Source organism: Pseudomonas sp. SK, assembly GCF_012975065.1.
GTDB lineage: Bacteria > Pseudomonadota > Gammaproteobacteria > Pseudomonadales > Pseudomonadaceae > Aquipseudomonas > Aquipseudomonas anuradhapurensis.
The window spans coordinates 3,187,478-3,207,185 of the sequence record NZ_CP051857.1 but is presented as its reverse complement, the minus strand read 5'-3'; the positions used below and the strand labels follow the sequence as shown (position 1 = coordinate 3,207,185).

General features: G+C 65.6%; 13 protein-coding genes. 8 read left to right on the top strand and 5 right to left on the bottom strand.

The window, feature by feature from the left end:
• Positions 1 to 53: 53 nt before the first annotated feature.
• From HG549_RS14715 to HG549_RS14695, 5 genes are all read left to right on the top strand, one after another.
• Positions 54 to 1,367 carry an MdtA/MuxA family multidrug efflux RND transporter periplasmic adaptor subunit gene (locus tag HG549_RS14715; RefSeq protein WP_170030238.1) on the top strand — a complete coding sequence of 438 codons (1,314 nt, stop codon included), beginning with the start codon at positions 54 to 56 and terminating at the stop codon, positions 1,365 to 1,367.
• The gene (locus HG549_RS14710; RefSeq protein ID WP_170030237.1) at positions 1,364 to 4,462 is read left to right on the top strand and encodes an MdtB/MuxB family multidrug efflux RND transporter permease subunit; all 3,099 of its coding nucleotides are present in this window, start codon (positions 1,364 to 1,366) and stop codon (positions 4,460 to 4,462) included. Before HG549_RS14715 ends, HG549_RS14710 begins: the two co-directional genes overlap by 4 nt.
• Positions 4,459 to 7,566: an efflux RND transporter permease subunit gene (locus HG549_RS14705; protein ID WP_170030236.1), complete on the top strand. Its 3,108-nt coding sequence runs from the start codon at positions 4,459 to 4,461 to the stop codon at positions 7,564 to 7,566. Before HG549_RS14710 ends, HG549_RS14705 begins: the two co-directional genes overlap by 4 nt.
• The gene (locus HG549_RS14700; RefSeq protein WP_170030235.1) at positions 7,563 to 9,050 is read left to right on the top strand and encodes an efflux transporter outer membrane subunit; all 1,488 of its coding nucleotides are present in this window, start codon (positions 7,563 to 7,565) and stop codon (positions 9,048 to 9,050) included. Before HG549_RS14705 ends, HG549_RS14700 begins: the two co-directional genes overlap by 4 nt.
• Positions 9,051 to 9,151: 101 nt before the next feature.
• Positions 9,152 to 11,242 carry a bifunctional diguanylate cyclase/phosphodiesterase gene (locus HG549_RS14695; RefSeq protein ID WP_170030234.1) on the top strand — a complete coding sequence of 697 codons (2,091 nt, stop codon included), beginning with the start codon at positions 9,152 to 9,154 and terminating at the stop codon, positions 11,240 to 11,242.
• Here the strand turns inward: HG549_RS14695 and HG549_RS14690 are convergent.
• On the bottom strand, positions 11,239 to 11,499 hold the full coding sequence (locus HG549_RS14690) for a DUF1652 domain-containing protein (RefSeq protein WP_170030233.1): 261 nt from the start codon (positions 11,497 to 11,499) through the stop codon (positions 11,239 to 11,241). The two genes, HG549_RS14695 and HG549_RS14690, sit on opposite strands and share 4 nt — an antisense overlap.
• 274 nt (positions 11,500 to 11,773) lie before the next feature.
• A complete protein-coding gene (locus HG549_RS14685; RefSeq protein ID WP_170030232.1) occupies positions 11,774 to 12,421 on the bottom strand; it encodes a DUF1345 domain-containing protein in 648 nt (215 codons plus the stop codon).
• A 234-nt stretch (positions 12,422 to 12,655) separates the two neighbouring features.
• On the opposite strand from HG549_RS14685, the gene pgm reads away from it, so the two are divergent.
• On the top strand, positions 12,656 to 14,293 hold the full coding sequence (gene pgm / locus HG549_RS14680) for a phosphoglucomutase (alpha-D-glucose-1,6-bisphosphate-dependent) (protein ID WP_170030231.1): 1,638 nt from the start codon (positions 12,656 to 12,658) through the stop codon (positions 14,291 to 14,293).
• A gap of 151 nt (positions 14,294 to 14,444) precedes the next feature.
• Here pgm and HG549_RS14675 read toward each other — a convergent pair whose 3' ends face one another.
• Complete coding sequence (locus tag HG549_RS14675; protein ID WP_170030230.1) at positions 14,445 to 14,861, bottom strand: RidA family protein; 417 nt, start codon at positions 14,859 to 14,861, stop codon at positions 14,445 to 14,447.
• Entirely contained in the window at positions 14,861 to 16,180 is a 1,320-nt protein-coding gene (locus HG549_RS14670; protein ID WP_170030229.1) for an NAD(P)/FAD-dependent oxidoreductase, read from the bottom strand. The genes HG549_RS14675 and HG549_RS14670 overlap by 1 nt, the downstream gene beginning before the upstream one ends.
• A 305-nt stretch (positions 16,181 to 16,485) precedes the next feature.
• Between HG549_RS14670 and HG549_RS14665 the strand changes: the two genes are divergently transcribed.
• Positions 16,486 to 17,163: a DUF1028 domain-containing protein gene (locus HG549_RS14665; protein ID WP_170030228.1), complete on the top strand. Its 678-nt coding sequence runs from the start codon at positions 16,486 to 16,488 to the stop codon at positions 17,161 to 17,163.
• Positions 17,156 to 18,316, top strand: a complete 1,161-nt coding sequence (gene argE / locus HG549_RS14660; RefSeq protein ID WP_170030227.1) for an acetylornithine deacetylase — start codon at positions 17,156 to 17,158, stop codon at positions 18,314 to 18,316. Before HG549_RS14665 ends, argE begins: the two co-directional genes overlap by 8 nt.
• Positions 18,317 to 18,356: 40 nt before the next feature.
• On the opposite strand, the gene HG549_RS14655 is transcribed toward argE, so the two are convergent.
• The gene (locus HG549_RS14655; protein WP_170030226.1) at positions 18,357 to 19,625 is read right to left on the bottom strand and encodes a carbohydrate porin; all 1,269 of its coding nucleotides are present in this window, start codon (positions 19,623 to 19,625) and stop codon (positions 18,357 to 18,359) included.
• Positions 19,626 to 19,708 lie beyond the last annotated feature (83 nt).

Genomic DNA, 19,708 nt, shown 5'->3' with positions numbered 1-19,708 from the left:
CTTATCGTTTCATCCTCCCCAAGTCGTCATTCCGAACAAGGTTCGTTCAACCCATGCAAGCGTCCAATTCCCGTTCCCCCCGTCGCTGGCTCGTCGGCCTGCTGATCCTGCTGCTGGTGGCTGCCCTGGCCTGGTGGCTGTGGCCGGCAGCGACGCCTGCGCACAAGGACAGCAGTGGCGGGCGCGCCGGCAAGGGCACGGGCATGGGCATGATGGGCGGCCGCCCGGGCTTCGGCGGCTCCAGCGACCCGGTACCGGTGCGTGTCGAGCCGGTGCGGGTGGGCGATTTCCCGCTGTACTACAAGGCCCTGGGCACGGTTACCGCGACCAATACGGTGAACGTGCGCAGCCGCGTGGCCGGCGAGCTGGTGAAGATCCACTTCAAGGAAGGCCAGCAGGTCAAGGCCGGCGACCTGCTCGCCGAGATCGACCCGCGCCCCTACCGCATCGCCCTGCAACAGGCCGAAGGCACCCTGGCGCAGAACCAGGCGCAGCTGAAGAACGCCCAGGTTGATCTGGCCCGCTATAAAGGCCTGTACGCCGAGGACAGTATCGCCAAGCAGACCCTCGACACTGCCGAAGCGCAGGTGGCGCAGTTCCAGGGGCTGGTCAAGACCAACCAGGCGCAGGTCAACGACGCCCGCCTGAACCTCGAGTTCACCCAGATCCGTGCGCCGATCAACGGCCGCGTTGGCCTGCGCCAGCTCGACCTGGGCAACCTGGTGGCGGCCAACGACACCACCGCGCTGGTGGTGATCACCCAGACCGAACCGATCAGCGTCGCCTTCACCCTGCCGGAAACCGAGCTGAGCACGGTGCTGGAGCGCTACCGCAGCGGCGCCAGCCTGCCGGTCGAGGCCTGGGACCGCAGCGACAGCAAACTGCAGTCCACCGGCGTGCTGGGCAGCATCGACAACCAGATCGACACCACCACTGGCACCCTCAAGTTCAAGGGCCGCTTCGAGAACAAGGACCTGGCCCTGTTCCCCAACCAGTTCGTCAACGTGCGCCTGCTCGCCGACACCCTCAAGCAGGTGACCTTGGCCCCGGCGGCAGCCATCCAGTTCGGCAACGATGGCACCTTCGCCTACGTGGTCAACGAGCAGAGCACGGTGAACGTGCGCAAGCTCAAGGTGGGGGCCAGCGACGGCGAGCACAGCGTCATCCTCGAAGGCCTCAAGGCCGGTGAGCGCCTGGTGCTGGAAGGCACCGACCGGCTGCGCGAAGGCACCAAGGTGGAAGTGGTCGAAGACAGCTCGCAAGTGCCGACCAGCCCCGGCCAGCAGCTGCAGGGGCAGGAGGCCAAGGGCTCGGCGCAGGCCGGTGAAGCCCAGCCCGGTCAGGCAGCAGGCAAGGCCGGCGCATGAACCTCTCGCGCCTGTTCATCCTGCGCCCGGTCGCCACCACGCTGAGCATGCTGGCCATCGTCCTGGCCGGCCTGATCGCCTACAAGCTGCTGCCGGTTTCCGCCTTGCCGCAGGTGGATTACCCGACCATCCGGGTCATGACCCTGTACCCCGGCGCCAGCCCGCAGGTCATGACCAGCGCCGTCACTGCACCGCTGGAGCGCCAGTTCGGGCAGATGCCGGGCCTGCAACAGATGGCCTCGACCAGCTCCGGCGGCGCCTCGGTGCTGACCCTGCGCTTCAACCTCGACATGAACATGGACGTTGCCGAGCAGCAGGTGCAGGCCGCGATCAATGCCGCCAGCAACCTGTTGCCCAGCGACCTGCCGGCGCCACCGGTGTACAACAAGGTCAACCCGGCCGACACGCCGGTGCTGACCCTGGCCATTTCCAGCAAGACCATGCCGTTGCCCAAGCTCAACGACCTGGTCGACACCCGCGTGGCGCAGAAGCTCGCGCAGATCAGTGGCGTGGGCATGGTCAGCATCGCCGGTGGTCAGCGCCAGGCGGTGCGGATCAAGGTCAATGTCGATGCCCTGGCTGCCAACGGCCTGAACCTGGATGACGTGCGCACCCTGGTCGGCGCCTCCAACGTCAACCAGCCCAAGGGCAACTTCGACGGGCCGACCCGGGTATCGATGCTTGATGCCAACGACCAGCTGCGCTCTCCCGAGGAGTACGCCAACCTGATCCTGGCCTACAACAACGGGGCACCGCTGCGCCTGAAGGACGTCGCCGAAATCGTCGATGGCGCGGAGAACGAACGGCTGGCCGCCTGGGCCAATGACAACCATGCGGTGCTGCTGAACATCCAGCGCCAGCCGGGCGCCAACGTCATCGAAGTGGTCGACCGGATCAAGGACCTGTTGCCATCGATCACCGACAACCTGCCGGCCGGCCTCGACGTCTCGGTGCTGACCGACCGCACCCAGACCATCCGTGCCGCGGTCAAGGACGTGCAGCACGAGTTGCTGCTGGCCATCGCCCTGGTGGTGATGGTCACCTTTGTCTTCCTGCGCCGTTTCAGCGCCACCATCATCCCGTCGATTGCCGTGCCGCTGTCGCTGATCGGAACCTTCGGCGTGATGTACCTGGCCGGCTTCTCGGTCAACAACCTGACGCTGATGGCGCTGACCATCGCCACCGGCTTCGTGGTCGACGACGCCATCGTCATGCTGGAGAACATCTCCCGGCACATCGAGGAGGGCGAGACACCGATGCAGGCGGCGCTCAAGGGCGCCCGGCAGATCGGCTTCACCCTGGTTTCGCTGACCTTCTCGCTGATTGCGGTACTGATTCCGCTGCTGTTCATGGCCGATGTGGTCGGCCGCCTGTTCCGCGAGTTCGCCATCACCCTGGCGGTGGCCATCCTGATTTCCCTGGTGGTGTCGCTGACCCTCACGCCGATGATGTGCGCGCGCCTGCTCAAGCGTGAGCCCGAGCCCGCAGAGCAGGGCCGTTTCTACCGCGCCAGTGGCGCCTGGATCGACTGGCTGATCAGGCACTACGGCAGTGCCTTGCAGTGGGTACTCAGGCACCAGCCGCTGACCTTGCTGGTGGCCGTGGCCAGCCTGGCGCTCACCGTGTTCCTGTACATGGTGGTGCCCAAGGGCTTCTTCCCGGTGCAGGACACCGGGGTGATCCAGGGCATTTCCGAGGCGCCGCAGGCCACCTCGTTCGCCGCCATGAGCGAGCGCCAGCAGGCCTTGAGCAAGGTGATCCTGCAGGACCCGGCGGTGCAGAGCCTGTCGTCCTACATCGGCGTCGATGGCGACAACGCCACGCTCAACAGTGGCCGCCTGCTGATCAACCTCAAGCCGCATGGCGAGCGCGATGTCAGCGCCAGCGAAGTGATCAGCCGCCTGCAGCCGCAACTCGATCGCCTGGTGGGGATCCGCCTGTTCATGCAGCCGGTGCAGGACCTGAGCATCGAGGATCGGGTCAGCCGTACCCAGTACCAGTTCAGCCTGTCGTCACCGGATGCCGACCTGCTGGCGCAGTGGAGCGGCAAGCTGGTGCAGGCGCTGCAGCAACGCCCGGAACTGGCCGATGTGGCCAGTGACCTGCAGGACAAGGGCTTGCAGGTCTACCTGGTCATTGACCGCGACATGGCAAGCCGCCTGGGAATCAGCGTGTCGCAGATCACCAACGCCTTGTACGACGCGTTCGGCCAGCGGCAGATTTCCACCATCTACACCCAGGCCAGCCAGTACCGTGTGGTGCTGCAGTCGAAAGACGCCGCGGTCATCGGCCCGCAGGCGCTGGAGTCGGTCCACGTCAAGGCCGCCGATGGCGGCCAGGTGCGCCTGTCGGCGCTGGCTCGGATCGAGCAGCGCCAGGCCCAGTTGGCCATTTCCCATATCGGCCAGTTCCCGGCAGTGACCCTGTCGTTCAACCTGGCTCACGGGGCGTCGCTGGGCGAAGCGGTGCAGGTGATCGAGCAGGCACAACAAGACATCGGCATGCCGCTGGGCGTGCAGACCCGCTTCCAGGGTGCCGCCGAGGCCTTCCAGGCGTCGCTGTCGAGCACCTTGCTGCTGATCCTGGCGGCGGTGGTGACCATGTACATCGTGCTGGGCGTGCTGTACGAAAGCTACATCCACCCGGTGACCATCCTCTCCACCCTGCCGTCGGCAGCGGTCGGGGCCTTGCTGGCGTTGCTCATCAGCGGCAATGACCTGGGCATGATCGCCATCATCGGCATCATCCTGCTGATCGGCATCGTCAAGAAGAACGCGATCATGATGATCGACTTTGCCCTCGAGGCCGAGCGCCAGCAGGGCATGAGCCCGCGCGATGCGATCTACCAGGCGGCACTGTTGCGCTTCCGGCCAATCCTGATGACCACCCTGGCCGCGCTGTTCGGCGCCGTGCCGCTGATGTTCGCCACCGGTTCCGGTGCCGAGCTGCGCCAGCCGCTGGGCCTGGTGATGGTCGGCGGGTTGCTGGTCAGCCAGGTGCTGACGCTGTTCACCACCCCGGTCATCTACCTGTACTTCGACCGCCTGGCCCGTCGCTGGCGCCCGGCCACCGATGCCACGCAGGCCCAGGCATGAACCTGTCCGGCCCGTTCATCCGTCGCCCGGTGGCAACCATGCTGCTGAGCCTGGCGATCATGCTGCTGGGCGGGGTCAGCTTCGGCCTGCTGCCGGTGGCACCGTTGCCGCAGATGGATTTCCCGGTGATCGTGGTATCGGCCAACCTGCCTGGCGCCAGCCCCGAGGTGATGGCCTCCACCGTGGCCACGCCACTGGAGCGCAAGCTGGGCAGCATCGCCGGTGTGACCACCCTGACCAGCAGCTCCAACCAGGGCTCCACGCGGGTGATCATCGGCTTCGAGATGGGCCGCGACATCGACGGTGCAGCGCGCGAGGTGCAGGCCGCGATCAACGCCACCCGCAACCTGTTGCCCAGCGGCATGCGCAGCATGCCCACCTACAAGAAGATCAACCCGTCGCAAGCGCCGATCATGGTGTTGTCGCTGACCTCGGATGTGCTGCAGAAAGGCAAGTTGTACGACCTGGCCGATACCATCCTGGCGCAAAGCCTGGCACAGGTGCCGGGGGTAGGGGAGGTGCAGATCGGCGGCAGTTCGCTGCCGGCGGTGCGGATTGCTGTGGAACCGCAACTGCTCAACCAGTACGGCGTGTCGCTGGACGAGGTACGCACGGCGGTATCCAACGCCAACCAGCGCCGGCCCATGGGCTTTGTCGAGGATGCCGAGCGTAACTGGCAGGTGCGGGCCAACGACCAGCTGGAAAGTGCCAGGGACTATGAGCCGGTGGTGATCCGCCAGCAGAACGGCACCATCCTGCGCCTGGCCGATGTGGCGACCATCACCGATGGCGTCGAGAACCGCTACAACAGCGGTTTCTTCAATGACCAGAGTGCGGTACTGCTGGTGGTCAACCGCCAGAGCGGCGCCAACATCATCGAAACCGTGGACCAGATCAAGGCGCAACTGCCAGCCCTGCAGTCGCTGCTGCCGGCCAGCGTGCAACTCAACGTGGCGATGGACCGCTCGCCGGTGATCAAGGCTACCCTGAAGGAGGCCGAGCACACCTTGCTGATTGCCGTGGTGCTGGTGATCCTGGTGGTCTACCTGTTCCTCGGCAGCCTGCGCGCCTCGCTGATCCCCAGCCTGGCCGTGCCGGTGTCGCTGGTGGGGACCTTCGCGGTCATGTACCTGTGTGGCTTCTCGCTCAATAACCTGTCGCTGATGGCGCTGATCCTGGCCACCGGGCTGGTGGTGGACGATGCCATCGTGGTGCTGGAAAACATCTCCCGGCATATCGAGGACGGCCAGCCGCCGATGAAGGCAGCCTACCTCGGGGCCCGGGAAGTGGGCTTCACCCTGCTGTCGATGAACGTCTCGCTGGTGGCGGTATTCGTGTCGATCCTGTTCATGGGCGGCATCGTGCGCAACCTGTTCCAGGAATTCTCCATCACCCTGGCGGCGGCGATCATCGTGTCGCTGGTGGTATCGCTGACCCTCACGCCGATGCTCTGCGCCCGCTGGCTGCAGCCACACCGGGCCGAGCAGAGCCGCCTGCAACGCTGGAGCGACCAGCTGCACCAGCGCATGGTCGATGCCTATGACCGCAGCCTTGGCTGGGCCTTGCGCCACAAGCGCCTGACCCTGATCAGCCTGCTGGCCACCATCGGCCTCAACATCGCCCTGTACGTGGTCGTGCCCAAGACGCTGATGCCGCAGCAGGACACCGGCCAGCTAATAGGCTTCATCCGCGGCGATGACGGCCTGTCGTTCGGCGTGATGCAGCCGAAAATGGAAACCTACCGCCGCGCCTTGCTGGCCGACCCGGCAGTGCAGAGCGTGGCCGGCTTCATCGGCGGCAACAGCGGCACCAACAACGCCGTGGTACTGGTCCGCCTCAAGCCGATCAGCCAGCGCAAGATCGACGCGCAGAAGGTCATTGAGCGCCTGCGCAAGGAAATGCCCAAGGTCCCGGGTGGGCGCCTGTTCCTGATGGCCGACCAGGACCTGCAACTGGGCGGCGGCGGTCGCGACCAGACCTCGTCGCAGTATCTGTACAGCCTGCAAAGCGGCGACCTGGCCGCCTTGCGCGAATGGTTCCCGAAGGTGGTGGCGGCACTGCGTGCCCTGCCGCAACTGACCGCCATCGACGCCCGTGACGGTGCCGGCACCCAGCAGGTCACCCTGGTGGTCGACCGCGACCAGGCCAAGCGCCTGGGGATCGACATGGACATGGTCACCAGCGTGTTGAACAACGCCTACAGCCAGCGGCAGATCTCCACCATCTACGACAGCCTCAACCAGTACCAGGTGGTGCTGGAGATCAACCGCAAGTACGCCTGGGACCCGAGCACGCTGGAACAGGTGCAGGTGATCACCGCCGACGGTGCCCGCGTGCCCCTGTCGACTATCGCCCATTACCAGAACAGCCTGGCCAACGACCGGGTCAGCCACGAAGGCCAGTTCGCCGCCGAAAGCATCGCCTTCGATATCGCCGAAGGCTACAGCCCCGACCAGGCCATGGTGGCGCTGGAGCGCGCGGTGGCCAAGCTGGGCCTGCCGGAGGAAGTGATTGCCAGGCTCGGTGGCAGTGCCGATGCCTTCGCCAAGACCCAGCAAGGCCAGCCGCTGATGATCCTGGGCGCGCTGGTGCTGGTGTACCTGGTGCTGGGTATCCTCTACGAAAGCTACATTCACCCGCTGACCATCCTGTCGACACTGCCCTCGGCTGGCGTCGGCGCCTTGCTGGCGCTGTACGTCACGGGTGGCGAGTTCAGCCTGATCTCGCTACTGGGCTTGTTCCTGCTGATTGGCGTAGTGAAGAAGAACGCGATCCTGATGATCGACCTGGCCTTGCAACTGGAACGTCACCAGGGCCTGTCCCCGGAGGCGTCGATCCGCCGTGCCTGCCTGCTGCGCCTGCGGCCGATCCTGATGACCACCCTGGCGGCCATCCTCGGTGCCTTGCCGCTGCTGCTGAGCAGTGCCGAAGGCGCGGAAATGCGCCAGCCGCTGGGCCTGACCATCATCGGAGGGCTGGTGTTCAGCCAGGTCCTCACCCTTTACACGACGCCGGTGGTGTACCTGTACCTGGACCGCCTGCGTCATCGTTTCAACCGTTGGCGCGGCGTGCGCAGCGACGCCGCCCTGGATACCCCGCTATGACTTTTGCCCACACCCCGCTTCACCGAACCCTGCAAGTGCTGGCGCGTGCGCGTGGCTCACACCTGCTCGCTGCCGGGTTGTGCGTGGCCTTGCTCAGTGCCTGCACCCTGAGCCCGGATTATCAGCGCCCCGCGATGAGCGGCACGGCGCAGTTCAAGCACGCCGAAGGCTGGACCCAGGCCACGCCGTCCGATGCCATCGCCCGCGGGGCCTGGTGGGAGATCTACGGCGATGCCGGGCTCAATGCGCTGGTCGAGGAACTGAACCGCAGCAACCAGACGGTGGCGCAATCCGAGGCCCAGTATCGCCAGGCCCAGGCGCTGGTGCGCAGCAGCCGCGCGGCACTGTTCCCCAGCCTCGACCTGAGTGTCGGCAAGAACCGCTCGGCCCAAGGCACCGGCAGCTCCAGTTCGAGCCTGTCCAATAACAGCAGCGGCATTCGCAACACCTATAACGCCCAGCTCGGCGTCAGCTGGGAAATCGACCTGTGGGGCAAGCTGCGCGAGACCCTCGATGCCAACCAGGCCAGTGCCGAAGCCAGCCTGGCCGACCTGGCCTCGATCCGCCTCAGCCAGCAGTCGGAACTGGTGCAGAACTACCTGCAACTGCGGGTGATCGATGAGCAGAAGCGCCTGCTGGAAGCCACCGTGGCCGCCTATGAACGTTCGCTGCGGATGAACCAGAACCAGTACCGCGCGGGCGTTGCCGGCGCGGATGCGGTGGCCCAGGCGCGTACCCAGCTGAAAACCACCCAGGCCGACCTGATCGACCTGGCCTGGCAGCGCGCGCAATTCGAGAACGCCATCGCCGTGTTGCTGGGCAAGACGCCGGCCGAGTTTGCCCTGGCCGACAGCAAGAGCATACCGGCGCTGCCGCAGATACCGGTGTCCCTGCCTTCGCAGTTGCTCGAGCGGCGCCCGGACATCGCCGCCGCCGAACGCAATGTGATGGCTGCCAACGCCAACATCGGTGTGGCACGCGCGGCATATTTCCCCGACCTCAGCCTGAGCATGAATGGTGGCTATTCCAGCAGCAGCTTCAACAACTGGATCGAACTGCCCAACCGCTACTGGTCGGTGGGCCCGCAGCTGGCGCTGACCCTGTTCGACGCCGGCAAGCGCAGCGCCGAGGTGGACCGCACCGTGGCGGTGTATGACCAGACCGTGGCGCAATACCGCCAGACCGTGCTCGATGGCTTCAAGGAAGTGGAGAACCTGCTGGTGCAGTTGAAGGTGTATGGCGATGAGGCAGTGGTGCGCCAGGAAGCGCTGGATGCTGCGCGCGAGTCGCTGCGCCTGACCGAAAACCAGTACCGCGCGGGGCTCATCGGCTACCTCGATGTGGTCAATGTGCAGACCACCGCGCTGAGCAACGAGCGCAGTGTGTTGAACCTGCTGCAAGGGCGTCTGGTGGCCAGCGTGCAACTGATCGCCGCGCTGGGCGGGGGCTGGGACGCCGGGCAGGCGTTCGCCAGGCAGGACTGATCTGCTGGCGTTCGCCGGGCGCAAAAACCCCGTGCGTTTCGCCTAAGCTTGAGTACAATCGTCAGCTTTTTCCGGGCCTGGCCCGTCGCTGGTACCTTCCAATGCTGACCGGTAGCTACTCCTCTTCGCTGGTGTTGATTTCGCTGTGCGTGGCGATTCTGGCGTCCTATACCGCCCTTGACCTGACCGGTCGCATCGCCACGGCAAAGGGCCGGGCGGCGTTGCTGTGGATGGGGGGTGGCGCACTGGCCATGGGCATCGGTGTGTGGTCGATGCATTTCATCGGCATGCTCGCCTTCAGCCTGCCTGTCGAGCTGGGCTATGACCTGGGCCTGACGGCGTTTTCGCTGCTGATTGCGGTAATGTCTTCGGGTTTTGCCCTGTGGCTGGTCAGCCAGCCGAGCCTGCCGGTGTTGCAGCTGGGCTTCGGTGCGCTGGTGATGGGGGCCGGCATTGCCTGCATGCACTACACCGGCATGGCGGCGCTGCGCATGCTGCCAGGCATCGACTATGACCCGAGCCTGTTCGGCGCCTCGTTGCTGATCGCCGTGGGCGCCTCGGCAGCGGCCTTGTGGATTGCCTTCCGCCTGCGTACGCACACGCCCTACGTCCGGCAGATCCGTGGTGTGGCGGCGGTAGTGATGGGGATTGCCATCGTCGGTATGCACTACACCGGCATGGCCGCGGCGAATTTCCCCGAAGGCAGCTTTTGCGGCGCGCTGGCGGGTGGCGGCTTGCAGGGCGATGGCCTGGTCTACCTGGTGCTGATCACCACCCTGGCGGTGCTGGCCGTGGCCTTGCTCACCTCGGTGCTGGATGCCCGCCTCGAAGCGCGCACCGCCGAGCTGGCCCGTTCGCTGACCCTGGCCAACCAGGAACTCACCCAGCTGGCCCTGCACGACACCCTCACCGACCTGCCCAACCGTACCCTGCTGGCCGACCGCATCGAACAGGCCATCGCCAAGGTGGCGGAGCAGGGCGGTTGCTTTGCCTTGATGTTCATCGACCTGGACGGTTTCAAGCCGGTCAACGATGCCTTCGGCCACCACATCGGCGATCTGCTGCTCAAGGCCGTTGCGGCCCGCCTGCGCGGTCACCTGCACAGCCAGGACACGCTGGCGCGCATTGGCGGTGACGAATTCGTGTTGTTGGTGGAATTGCAGGAGCCGAACGATGCCGTGGACGTGGCGGTGAAGCAGGTCAACCTGGTATCGCGGCCGTTCCGCGTGGCCGAGCATGACCTGCAGCTGTCGGCGAGCCTGGGCATCGTCCTGTACCCGGGTAACGGCCAGGACCAGCACGAGTTGCTGCGCAATGCCGACGCCGCCATGTACCACGTCAAGAGCGCCGGCAAGAACGGCTACAGCTTCTTCGACGCGTCGATGAACAGCAACGCCCGCCAGCAACTGCAACTGCTGCAGGACTTGCGCCAGGCGCTGGAGCTGCGCCAGTTCCGCCTGCACTACCAGCCCAAGTTCGACGCCCAGGCTTGCCAGCCGATCGGCGCCGAGGCCTTGCTGCGCTGGGAACATCCGCAGCAGGGCCTGCTGCTGCCCGATCGCTTCATTGGGCTGGCGGAAAAGACCGGCCTGATCATCCCTATCGGTGAGTGGGTGTTGATCGAGGCCTGCCGGCAGATGCGTCAGTGGCTGGACCAGGGGTATCTGGACTGGCGCATGGCCGTGAACCTGTCAGCCATCCAGTTCTGCCATGCCGGGTTGGTCGAGAGCGTGGCCCGGGCGTTGCAGCAGACCGGCCTGCCAGCCAACTGCCTGACCCTGGAAATTACCGAAACCACCGCCATGCACGACGCCGATGCCAGCCTGACGGTGCTGCAGCGCCTGTCCGACATGGGCGTGGACCTGTCCATCGATGACTTTGGTACCGGTTATTCCAGCCTGATGTATCTCAAGCGCCTGCCGGCCAACGAGCTGAAGATCGACCGCGGGTTCGTCCGCGACCTGGAGCAGGACAGCGACGATGCGGCGATCGTTTCGGCAATCGTGGCGTTGGGCCAGGCACTGGGCCTGCGGATCGTTGCCGAAGGGGTGGAAACCGACAAGCAGCAGGCCTTCCTGACCCGCCTGGGTTGTGATTCGCTGCAAGGTTACCTGCTGGGCCAGCCGGTGCCGGCCGAGCAGTTCATGGGCAAGTTGCAGGCCATGCGCGAGAGCACTACGGCAGTGGGTTAGACCGCATCGCGCAGGGGGATGGCGGGGATGAAGGCGTCCATTTCCGCTTCGACGGCTTCGATGATGCGTTCTACGTCCGCCGCGGCCATGATCGCCGCACAGGGGATGCCGGCAATCGCCAGCAGGGTTTCGCCGGTGGCGCGGTCGAACAGCCGCGCGACCATGCTGCGTGGCGCATCCATGCTGGCTTCGAAGCCCAGTGGGTGGAAATGCCAGCGCATCACCTGGCAGGCGTTGGGGAACGTCATTTTGTTCATGCCAGCCTCCTTGTCCGTACCCGGACGTGGTGAGCGGGTGGCCACCTCGCTGTGGCCGCCGGGAAGGTAACCATAGCACCTGTCACGCGCTATTCTCGCTGGCAAATGCGACAAAAGTACTAATGCATGATGGCGGTCACATCTTTGTGCGCCACGCCGGCCAGCGAGGCGCCTTCTTGCAAACGTTTTCCTCGCCGGATGGCCGCACTTACCCCGCTGTTTGCCGTCATTCCTCACGTGGTTCGGTCGGCGCTTTTTCAGACGAATGGTGCGCTCAGCCCAGCAGCCCTGCGGCGATGTTGATGGTGAAGCCGAGGATGGCGGTATTGAACACGAACCCGACCACTGAATGTGCCAGCACCACCCTGCGTAAGCTGCGCCCGGCGACGCCGACGTCCGAGGTTTGCACCGCGATGCTGATGGTGAACGAGAAGTAGTGGAAGTCCCAGTAATCCGGGTTGCGCTCGCCGTCGGCGAAACGCAGCGGCGGCTCATGTTGTTGCGCGGTGTAGAACAGCCGGGCGTAATGCAGGCTGAAGATGCAGCCGATCAGCAACCACGAGCCGGCCACGGTCAGGCCGGTATAAAGGTAGTGCAGCGCCTGTGCGGTGCCTTGCAGGCCGCGACTGGAGACCAGTTGCAAGGTGACTGCAGCGAGGCTGGCTATCGCGGCGATGCACACGGTGAGCAAGACCAGGCCGGCGTTTTCATCTTCGACCCGGGCAACCTTGCGCACCTTGTCCGGGTTGGCATTCCAGGTCAGGTAGAACACCAGCAGCAGGTAAAGCCATACACCCAGGTTCCAGCCGGCAAGGATGCGCTGAACGGTGTCGTCTGCAGGAATCAGCCAGGCGCCGAGCAGGCCGGCCAGGGTGGCGACAGTCAGGCGCGGGTGGGTGTGGGTCAGGCGGTGGAAAGCCATGTGGCCTCGCTGGCAAAGGGTGTGGCTACTACTCTGGATGGTCATGACAGAGACGAGCGGCACGCCCCGGTCCATTGTGCGCGAGCATGCCCGCTCGCACAGGGTGGGCGCAATCGTCGGGCGGCGTGGCCGGGTGTTTCTTTGATGTCGCCCATCGCACGGCATTGCAACTCTCAGTACACTGCATGCTCCAATCCCAACATCCCCACCATCCGTTGAACTCGAGGTTTTTGCATGACGCTCAGTCCTTTGGCAGGCAAGCCGGCTCCGGCCAGCGTGCTGGTCGATATCCCACGACTGCTCACCGCCTACTACACCGGCCGCCCCGATGCTGCCGTGGCGGCCCAGCGGGTGGCCTTCGGCACCTCGGGGCACCGGGGCACTTCACTTGAGTTGAGCTTCAACGAATACCACGTCCTGGCCATCACCCAGGCCATCTGCCTGTATCGCCAGGAGAAGGGCATCGACGGCCCGCTGTTCATCGGCGCCGATACCCACGCCCTGTCGGCACCGGCTACCGCCAGCGCCCTGGAAGTGCTGGCGGCCAACGGCGTGCAGGTGATGCTGTCCAAGGACGACGAGTACACGCCGACCCCGGCCGTGTCCCACGCCATCCTCTGCCATAACCGTGGCCGCGTGCAGGGCCTGGCCGATGGCATCGTCATCACCCCGTCGCACAACCCGCCGCAAAGCGGTGGCTTCAAGTACAACCCACCCAATGGCGGCCCGGCCGACAGCGATGTGACCAAGTGGATCGAAGCCAAGGCCAACGAACTGCTGACGGCGAACCTGGCGGGGGTCAAGCGCATGGCGCATGCCCAGGCGCTGCAGGCCGCCACCACCCAGCGTCACGACTACGTCAGCAACTACGTGGCCGACCTGGAAAATGTCATCGACTTCGAGGTCATCCGTGGCGCCAAGCTGCGCCTGGGTGTCGACCCGCTGGGCGGGGCCGGGGTGCGCTACTGGTCGGCGATTGCCGAGCGCTACCAGCTGGACCTGGAAGTGGTGAATACCGAGGTCGACCCGACCTTCCGCTTCATGACCGTCGACTGGGACGGCCAGATCCGCATGGACCCGTCGTCGCCGTACGCCATGCAAGGCCTGATCGGCCTGCGCGAGCGCTTCGACGTGGCGTTCGCCTGCGACCCGGACCATGACCGCCACGGCATCGTCACCCCGGATGGCCTGCTGCAGCCCAACAACTACCTGGCCGTGGCCATCGACTACCTGTACCGCCACCGCCCGCAATGGCGCAGTGACGCGGCAGTGGGCAAGACCGTGGTGTCCAGCGGCCTGATCGACCGCGTTACCCAGCGCCTGGGCCGCGAGTTGTACGAGGTGCCGGTGGGCTTCAAGTTCTTCGCCCAAGGGCTGTTCGACGGGACGCTCGGCTTTGGTGGCGAGGAGAGTGCAGGGGCTTCGTTCCTGCGCCGCGATGGCTCGGTCTGGGCCACCGACAAGGACGGCCTGATCCCGGCCTTGCTGGCTGCCGAGATGACCGCCCGCACCGGGCGCAACCCGAGCCAGGCCTACGCCGACCTCACTGCGGCGCTGGGCAAGCCGTTTGCTACGCGGGTCGAAGCCAAGGCCGATGCCCGGCAGAAGGCGCTGCTGAGCAAGCTGGCACCAGAGCAGGTGAAGTCGACCGAACTGGCCGGAGAGCCGATCGTGCAGATCCTCAGCCACGCGCCGGGCAATGGCCAGGCGATTGGCGGGCTGAAGGTGATGACCGCCAATGGCTGGTTCGCCGCGCGGCCGTCGGGCACCGAGGACATCTACAAGATCTACGCCGAAAGCTTCATCGACGAGGCGCACCTGCAGCGCCTGGTGCAGGAAGCGCAGGTGTTGGTGGACGCCGCGATCGCCTGATCAGGGCAAGTGCAATCCGTGTAGGAGCGGCCTTGCGTCGCGATGGGCTGCGCAGCAGCCCCCGGATTTCAGCGAATATGCACATTGCCGGGGCTGCTGCGCAGCCCATCGCGACGCAAGGCCGCTCCTACAAGCGACCGCGTCAAACCGCTCAGGCGGGGTCGGGCACCACGGCGATCACATCGATCTCCATCAGCCACTCGGCCTGGGCCAACCCGGCGACTACCAGCCCGGTGGAAATCGGGAACACGCCCTTCAGCCATTTACCCACTTCCTTGTACACCGGCTCGCGAAAGCGCGGGTCGGTGATGTAGGTGGTGGTCTTGACGATGTGCGACAGCTCCGAGCCGGCCTCTTCAAGCAGTTGCTTGACGTTCTTCATTGCCTGCTCGGCCTGCGCCCGCGGGTCGCCCAGGCCCACCAGGTTGCCGTCGAAGTCGGTGCCGACCTGGCCGCGCACATAGATGGTATTACCGGCACGCACCGCCTGGCACAGGTCGTTGTCCAGGGTCTGGTTGGGGTAGGTGGCCTTGGTGTTGAACATGCGGATGCGAGTATGGGTAGGCATCAGTGGGCTCCGAAAGTGCTGACGTTGCTGAGCGGTGGGTGTTGCTGCTCATCCGCGGCGCGTTGCTGGCGGTCGCGGTAGGCGCTATAGGTGCGTTGCGTGGCGATGTGGCCGGCGACGTGCTTGGCGTCGTGCCAAACGCCCCAGATGAACGATGAGCCACGCCGCGACAGCCACGGCAGGCCAAGGAAGTAGATGCCCGGCTCGCGGGCCACGCCGCGCTGGTGCTGGGGCTTGCCGTTGGCGTCGAAGGTGTCGACCTGCAGCCAGCTGAAATCCACGCTGTAACCGGTGGCCCAGATGATGCTGGTGACCCCAGCCTTGGCCAGGTCCAGTTGCAGCAGCGGGTTGCGCATGCATTCCGGGTCGGCCAGGCGTTGACGGGCTTCGGGCTCTTCCGGCAGGTCGAGGCCGTTGCGCTGGACATAGGCATCGGCGGCATCCAGCAGGGCCAGGTAGTTCTCGTCGCCGCGGTTGATGTTCTCGACCAGGTTGTCCTGGAAGCGTGCCACACCGTTTTCGAACGACTGGGTCAGGCCGACCAGGGTCATGCCTTGGTGGGCGAGGGCGCGGAAGTCCACGGTATGGCCGCCACCGGCACCGCTGACGGCAATGGTCACATGCTCGCGGCCGGGCTTGGCGACTTCCGCATCCCATTCACCCAGCACTCCCAGCCACCAGCAGAAGTCACGGTTGCGGTAGGCACGTGGCGGGCGGTCGTGGGCACCGACCGACAGGTACACCTGACGCCCGGCGCGCATCAGTTCTTCGGCGATCTGTACACCCGAGGAGCCGGCGCCGACCACCAGCACAGCCCCTGCGGGCAATTGTGCGGGGTTGTAATAGGCCGCCGAATGGATCTGGTGCAGGCTGCTGTCTTGCGGCGCGATCGCCGGGATCACCGGTTTCTGGAACGGGCCGGTGGCAGCGACCACGCGGTTGGCGCGGATCACGCCTTGATTGGTGTCGATGGTGAAGCCGGGGCGGTCGCTGTTGCGCACTACCTTGGTCACTTCGATGCCGGTGCGTACCGGCAGGTTGTACTTGCGTACGTACTGCTCGAAGTAGTCGGCCACCTGCTCCTTGCCGGCGAAGGCATCGGCGTCGAGGTCGAATTCCAGCCCCGGGAAGCGGTCGTGCCAGGCCGGGCCGTTGGCCACCAGCGAGTCCCAGCGGCCACTGCGCCAGGCCTCGGCGATTCGCTTGCGCTCCAGCACCAGGTGCGGCACGCCAAGCTTGCTCAGGTGTTCGCTCATGGCCACGCCGGCCTGGCCGGCGCCGACCACGAGGGTGTCGATTTCGAGATTGTTCAATGTCATGTCCGAGCCCTTGTTCAGGCGGTTTTTGTCAGGTCGGTTTGGAGGACCGCCGTTACCTGGGGCCAGACTAGGGATGCCGTGGAAACGGCGAAAATAGTATTTAGCTGGGGCTTGCCGATAAAACGGCGAAGGCCCCGGTTCCTGTGGCCTGCAGGGCTGAGTACAGGAGCATTTGCGGGGATTCTGGGGAGGCTTGGCCTGGCCTTAGTTTTTTCCTCTGCAAGCCCTCGGAAAAAGGTGGTTTCGTCTGCCGGAAGGTTCCACCCAGAATGCCCTGCATCGCACAGCACAACAGGAACCATGACATGACTTTCTCCATCATCGGCCGCTGTCAGGAAACCGGGCAGGTCGGTATCGCCATCAGCTCGTCGAGCATCGCGGTGGGCGCCCGCTGCCCGTGGGTGCGGGCCGGCGTCGGCGCTGTGGCCACGCAGAACATCACCTTGCCGGCGCTGGGGCCGCAGATCCTTGATGCCCTGGAACAGGGCCAGTTGCCACCCGCCGCAGCCCTGGACCGGGTGCTGAGCGCCAATGGCTGGAGCGAATACCGCCAGGTCACGGTGATCGACAGCCACGGCCAGGTCGCGCTGTTTACCGGGAAAGAAGCCCTGGGCACGCATCACGCCGTGGCCGGTGAACAATGTGCGGCCGCGGGCAACCTGCTGGCCTCGCCCCAGGTGATCGAGGCGATGGTGCAGGCTTTTGAACAGGCTGAAGGGCACCTGGCCGATCGCCTGCTGGCGGCCATGCAAGCGGCGCTGGCCGCTGGCGGCGAGGCCGGGCCAGTGCATTCGGCAGCGTTGAAGATTGCCGGCGAACTGACTTGGCCGTTGGTGGACCTGCGGGTGGATTGGGCCGACGCCGACCCGATCGGCGTGCTCGACGGCCTGTGGCAGGCGTACCGGCCGCAGATGCAGGACTACGTCACCCGTGCGCTCAACCCGACGGCGGCGCCAAGCTACGGGGTGCCGGGCGATGAGTGAAGATGCCAGCCGCACGCTGCTGGCCCGGCTGATCGGCTTTGCCACGGTCAGCCGGGACTCCAACCTGGCGCTGATCGGTTTCATCCGCGATTACCTGGCCGGGCTGGGAGTTGAAAGCGAGCTGTTCCATAACCCGGAGGGCACCAAGGCCAACCTGTTCGCTACCATCGGGCCGAGGGACGTTGGCGGCATCGTGCTGTCCGGGCATACCGATGTGGTACCGGTCGACGGCCAGGCCTGGACCGTCGAACCGTTTGCCCTGAGCGAACGCGACGGTCGCCTGTATGGCCGCGGCACGGCCGACATGAAGGGCTTCATCGCCTCGGTCCTGGCGGCTGTGCCGGCGTTGGTCGCGCAGCCGTTGCGCCTGCCAGTGCACCTGGCGTTTTCCTATGACGAGGAAGTTGGTTGCCTGGGTGTGCGCTCGCTGTTGGCCGCACTCGAACAGCGCCCGCACAAGCCTCGGCTGTGCCTGATTGGCGAGCCCACCGAACTCAAGCCGGTACTCGGGCACAAGGGCAAGCTGGCGATGCGTTGCCAGGTGCAGGGTGCGGCCTGTCATTCGGCCTATGCGCCGTACGGGGTGAACGCCATCGAGTATGCGGCGAAGCTGATCGGCAAGCTTGGTGATATCGGTGAGGCCCTGGCCTTGCCGGAACATCACGACGCGCGCTTCGATCCGCCGTTCTCCACGGTGCAGACCGGTGTGATCAAGGGCGGCAGGGCGCTGAACATCGTGCCGGCAGAATGCGAGTTCGATTTCGAAGTACGCACTTTGCCGGGGTTTGCAGCACAGGCGGTGGCCGACCAGTTGCAAACCTATGCCGAGGCCGAGTTGCTCCCGCGCATGCGCAAGGTCAATGCCGCCAGCGCCATACGCCTGCAACCGTTGAGCGCCTATCCGGGGCTGGCCACCCCGGCAGACAGCGAAGCGGCGCGCCTGGTGGCGTTGCTGAGCGGTTCGGAGGCGTTCGCTACTGTGGCGTTTGGCACCGAAGGCGGGTTGTTCGACCAGGCGGGTATCCCGACCGTGGTGTGTGGGCCGGGAAGCATGGACCAGGGGCACAAGCCGGATGAGTTCGTCAGTGTCGAGCAACTGCAGGGCTGCGATGCCATGCTGTCGAGGCTGGTGGACTACCTCAGGCAGGCCTGAGAGGGTGGCCGGCGAATGGGCCGCACTGCGGCCCCGCACTTCAGAAGCTCGCCTTGACCTGCAGGCCAAGCACCAGCGCATTGTCGATGGCTTGCCCGGAGAACGCCCCCGGCTCGATGATGTACTGCACGTCCGGGCGCAGGTTCAGCCACGGCGTGGCCTGGTAGCCATAGCTCAGCTCGATCAACTGCTCGGCGCTGTCGAGATCGGGGAACGGCTGGCCAGCGTTGTACGCGGCATCTTCCAGCACGTCGCGGCTGCGCGGGTTGGGCACGGCGCGGCCATAGCCCAGCGCCACGGTATCCTTCGGGCGCCCCGCGAACGGCTGGTACAGCACCACGCCGGCACCATACCAGCGGGTGAACGGCGAAGCGGCCTTGCTCGACGCCGAATACTGGCCGAAGGCATGCAGGCTGCGGCCCGGCGAACCCTCATCGTTCCACAGTGCCTGGTCGACCAGCAGGTAGTGGCCGCCACGGCCTGACACCTGCTCATGGCTGCCGATGCGCTTCACATCGGAGCTGTCGTAGTAGTAGCCCAGCTTGTACTCGCCAGGCAGCGCGCCCTGCAGCTTGTACACCAGCTCGACCGGTGCCACGGTGCCCGTCGTGTGCTTGGGCCCCGGGTGCCAGGCGCGGCTGGCGTTGCCGTTGCTCTCGGGGTCGACGTTGAACGCCGCCACGCGCAGTTGCCAGGCCGGCGACAGGTCGTACTTCACCCGTGCGCCCAGGTGCGCATTGGGATAATTGGTCCAGCCACTGCCGCCGGACATGTTCAGCGGGTGGCCGCAGAAGCCGGCGTTCATGAAATTGCACAGGATGCCGCTGTCCAGGCCGCCGAGGTCGTTGCCCATGGCCATGTAGCCAAGCTTGACGTTGAGCGCCGGGGTAAACAGGGTGCGCTCGTAGCTCAGTTCGGTCAGGCGGGTGTAGAGGCCGCCGTAGTTTTCCTGGATCGGCAGGCGGTTGCCCACCAGGTCTTCCGAAGCGCTGTTACCGCGCCGGTCGTTGATGGTCAGCTGGACCTTGCCGCCGTTGTCCAGGCCATACAGTTTCGACAGGTCGAACTGCACGCCCAGTTTCAGGTTTTGCGAATAGCGCGCCGAGCGGTGCAGGCCGCCATCGGCGTTGTAGGCGGTTTCGCCGCTGTAGTCGCCAGTGAACCTGACGCCGTCTGCTTCCAACTGATGGCGCAAGCCGCCCCAGTCGCCGGTAAGGGTGCTGCGGGTCGCCAGGTCGCCGTCGGCCAAGGCGCTGCTGCTGGCCAGCGCCAGCAGCAGGGTGGGGGTGATGCGGGTTACGCAGGGCATTACTGAATCTCGGTGAGTGTTCCAGGGGTATTCGCAAGCAAGCCCGCGTCCCACCAGGGCCACTGGTGCCCTGTGGGAGCGGG

Coding starts and splice junctions, on each gene's coding strand:
- HG549_RS14715 (WP_170030238.1), top strand. CDS start 54: ATGCAAGCGTCCAATTCCCGTTCCCCCCGTCGCTGGCTCGTCGGCCTG.
- HG549_RS14710 (WP_170030237.1), top strand. CDS start 1,364: ATGAACCTCTCGCGCCTGTTCATCCTGCGCCCGGTCGCCACCACGCTG.
- HG549_RS14705 (WP_170030236.1), top strand. CDS start 4,459: ATGAACCTGTCCGGCCCGTTCATCCGTCGCCCGGTGGCAACCATGCTG.
- HG549_RS14700 (WP_170030235.1), top strand. CDS start 7,563: ATGACTTTTGCCCACACCCCGCTTCACCGAACCCTGCAAGTGCTGGCG.
- HG549_RS14695 (WP_170030234.1), top strand. CDS start 9,152: ATGCTGACCGGTAGCTACTCCTCTTCGCTGGTGTTGATTTCGCTGTGC.
- HG549_RS14690 (WP_170030233.1), bottom strand. CDS start 11,499: ATGAACAAAATGACGTTCCCCAACGCCTGCCAGGTGATGCGCTGGCAT.
- HG549_RS14685 (WP_170030232.1), bottom strand. CDS start 12,421: ATGGCTTTCCACCGCCTGACCCACACCCACCCGCGCCTGACTGTCGCC.
- pgm (WP_170030231.1), top strand. CDS start 12,656: ATGACGCTCAGTCCTTTGGCAGGCAAGCCGGCTCCGGCCAGCGTGCTG.
- HG549_RS14675 (WP_170030230.1), bottom strand. CDS start 14,861: ATGCCTACCCATACTCGCATCCGCATGTTCAACACCAAGGCCACCTAC.
- HG549_RS14670 (WP_170030229.1), bottom strand. CDS start 16,180: ATGACATTGAACAATCTCGAAATCGACACCCTCGTGGTCGGCGCCGGC.
- HG549_RS14665 (WP_170030228.1), top strand. CDS start 16,486: ATGACTTTCTCCATCATCGGCCGCTGTCAGGAAACCGGGCAGGTCGGT.
- argE (WP_170030227.1), top strand. CDS start 17,156: ATGAGTGAAGATGCCAGCCGCACGCTGCTGGCCCGGCTGATCGGCTTT.
- HG549_RS14655 (WP_170030226.1), bottom strand. CDS start 19,625: ATGCCCTGCGTAACCCGCATCACCCCCACCCTGCTGCTGGCGCTGGCC.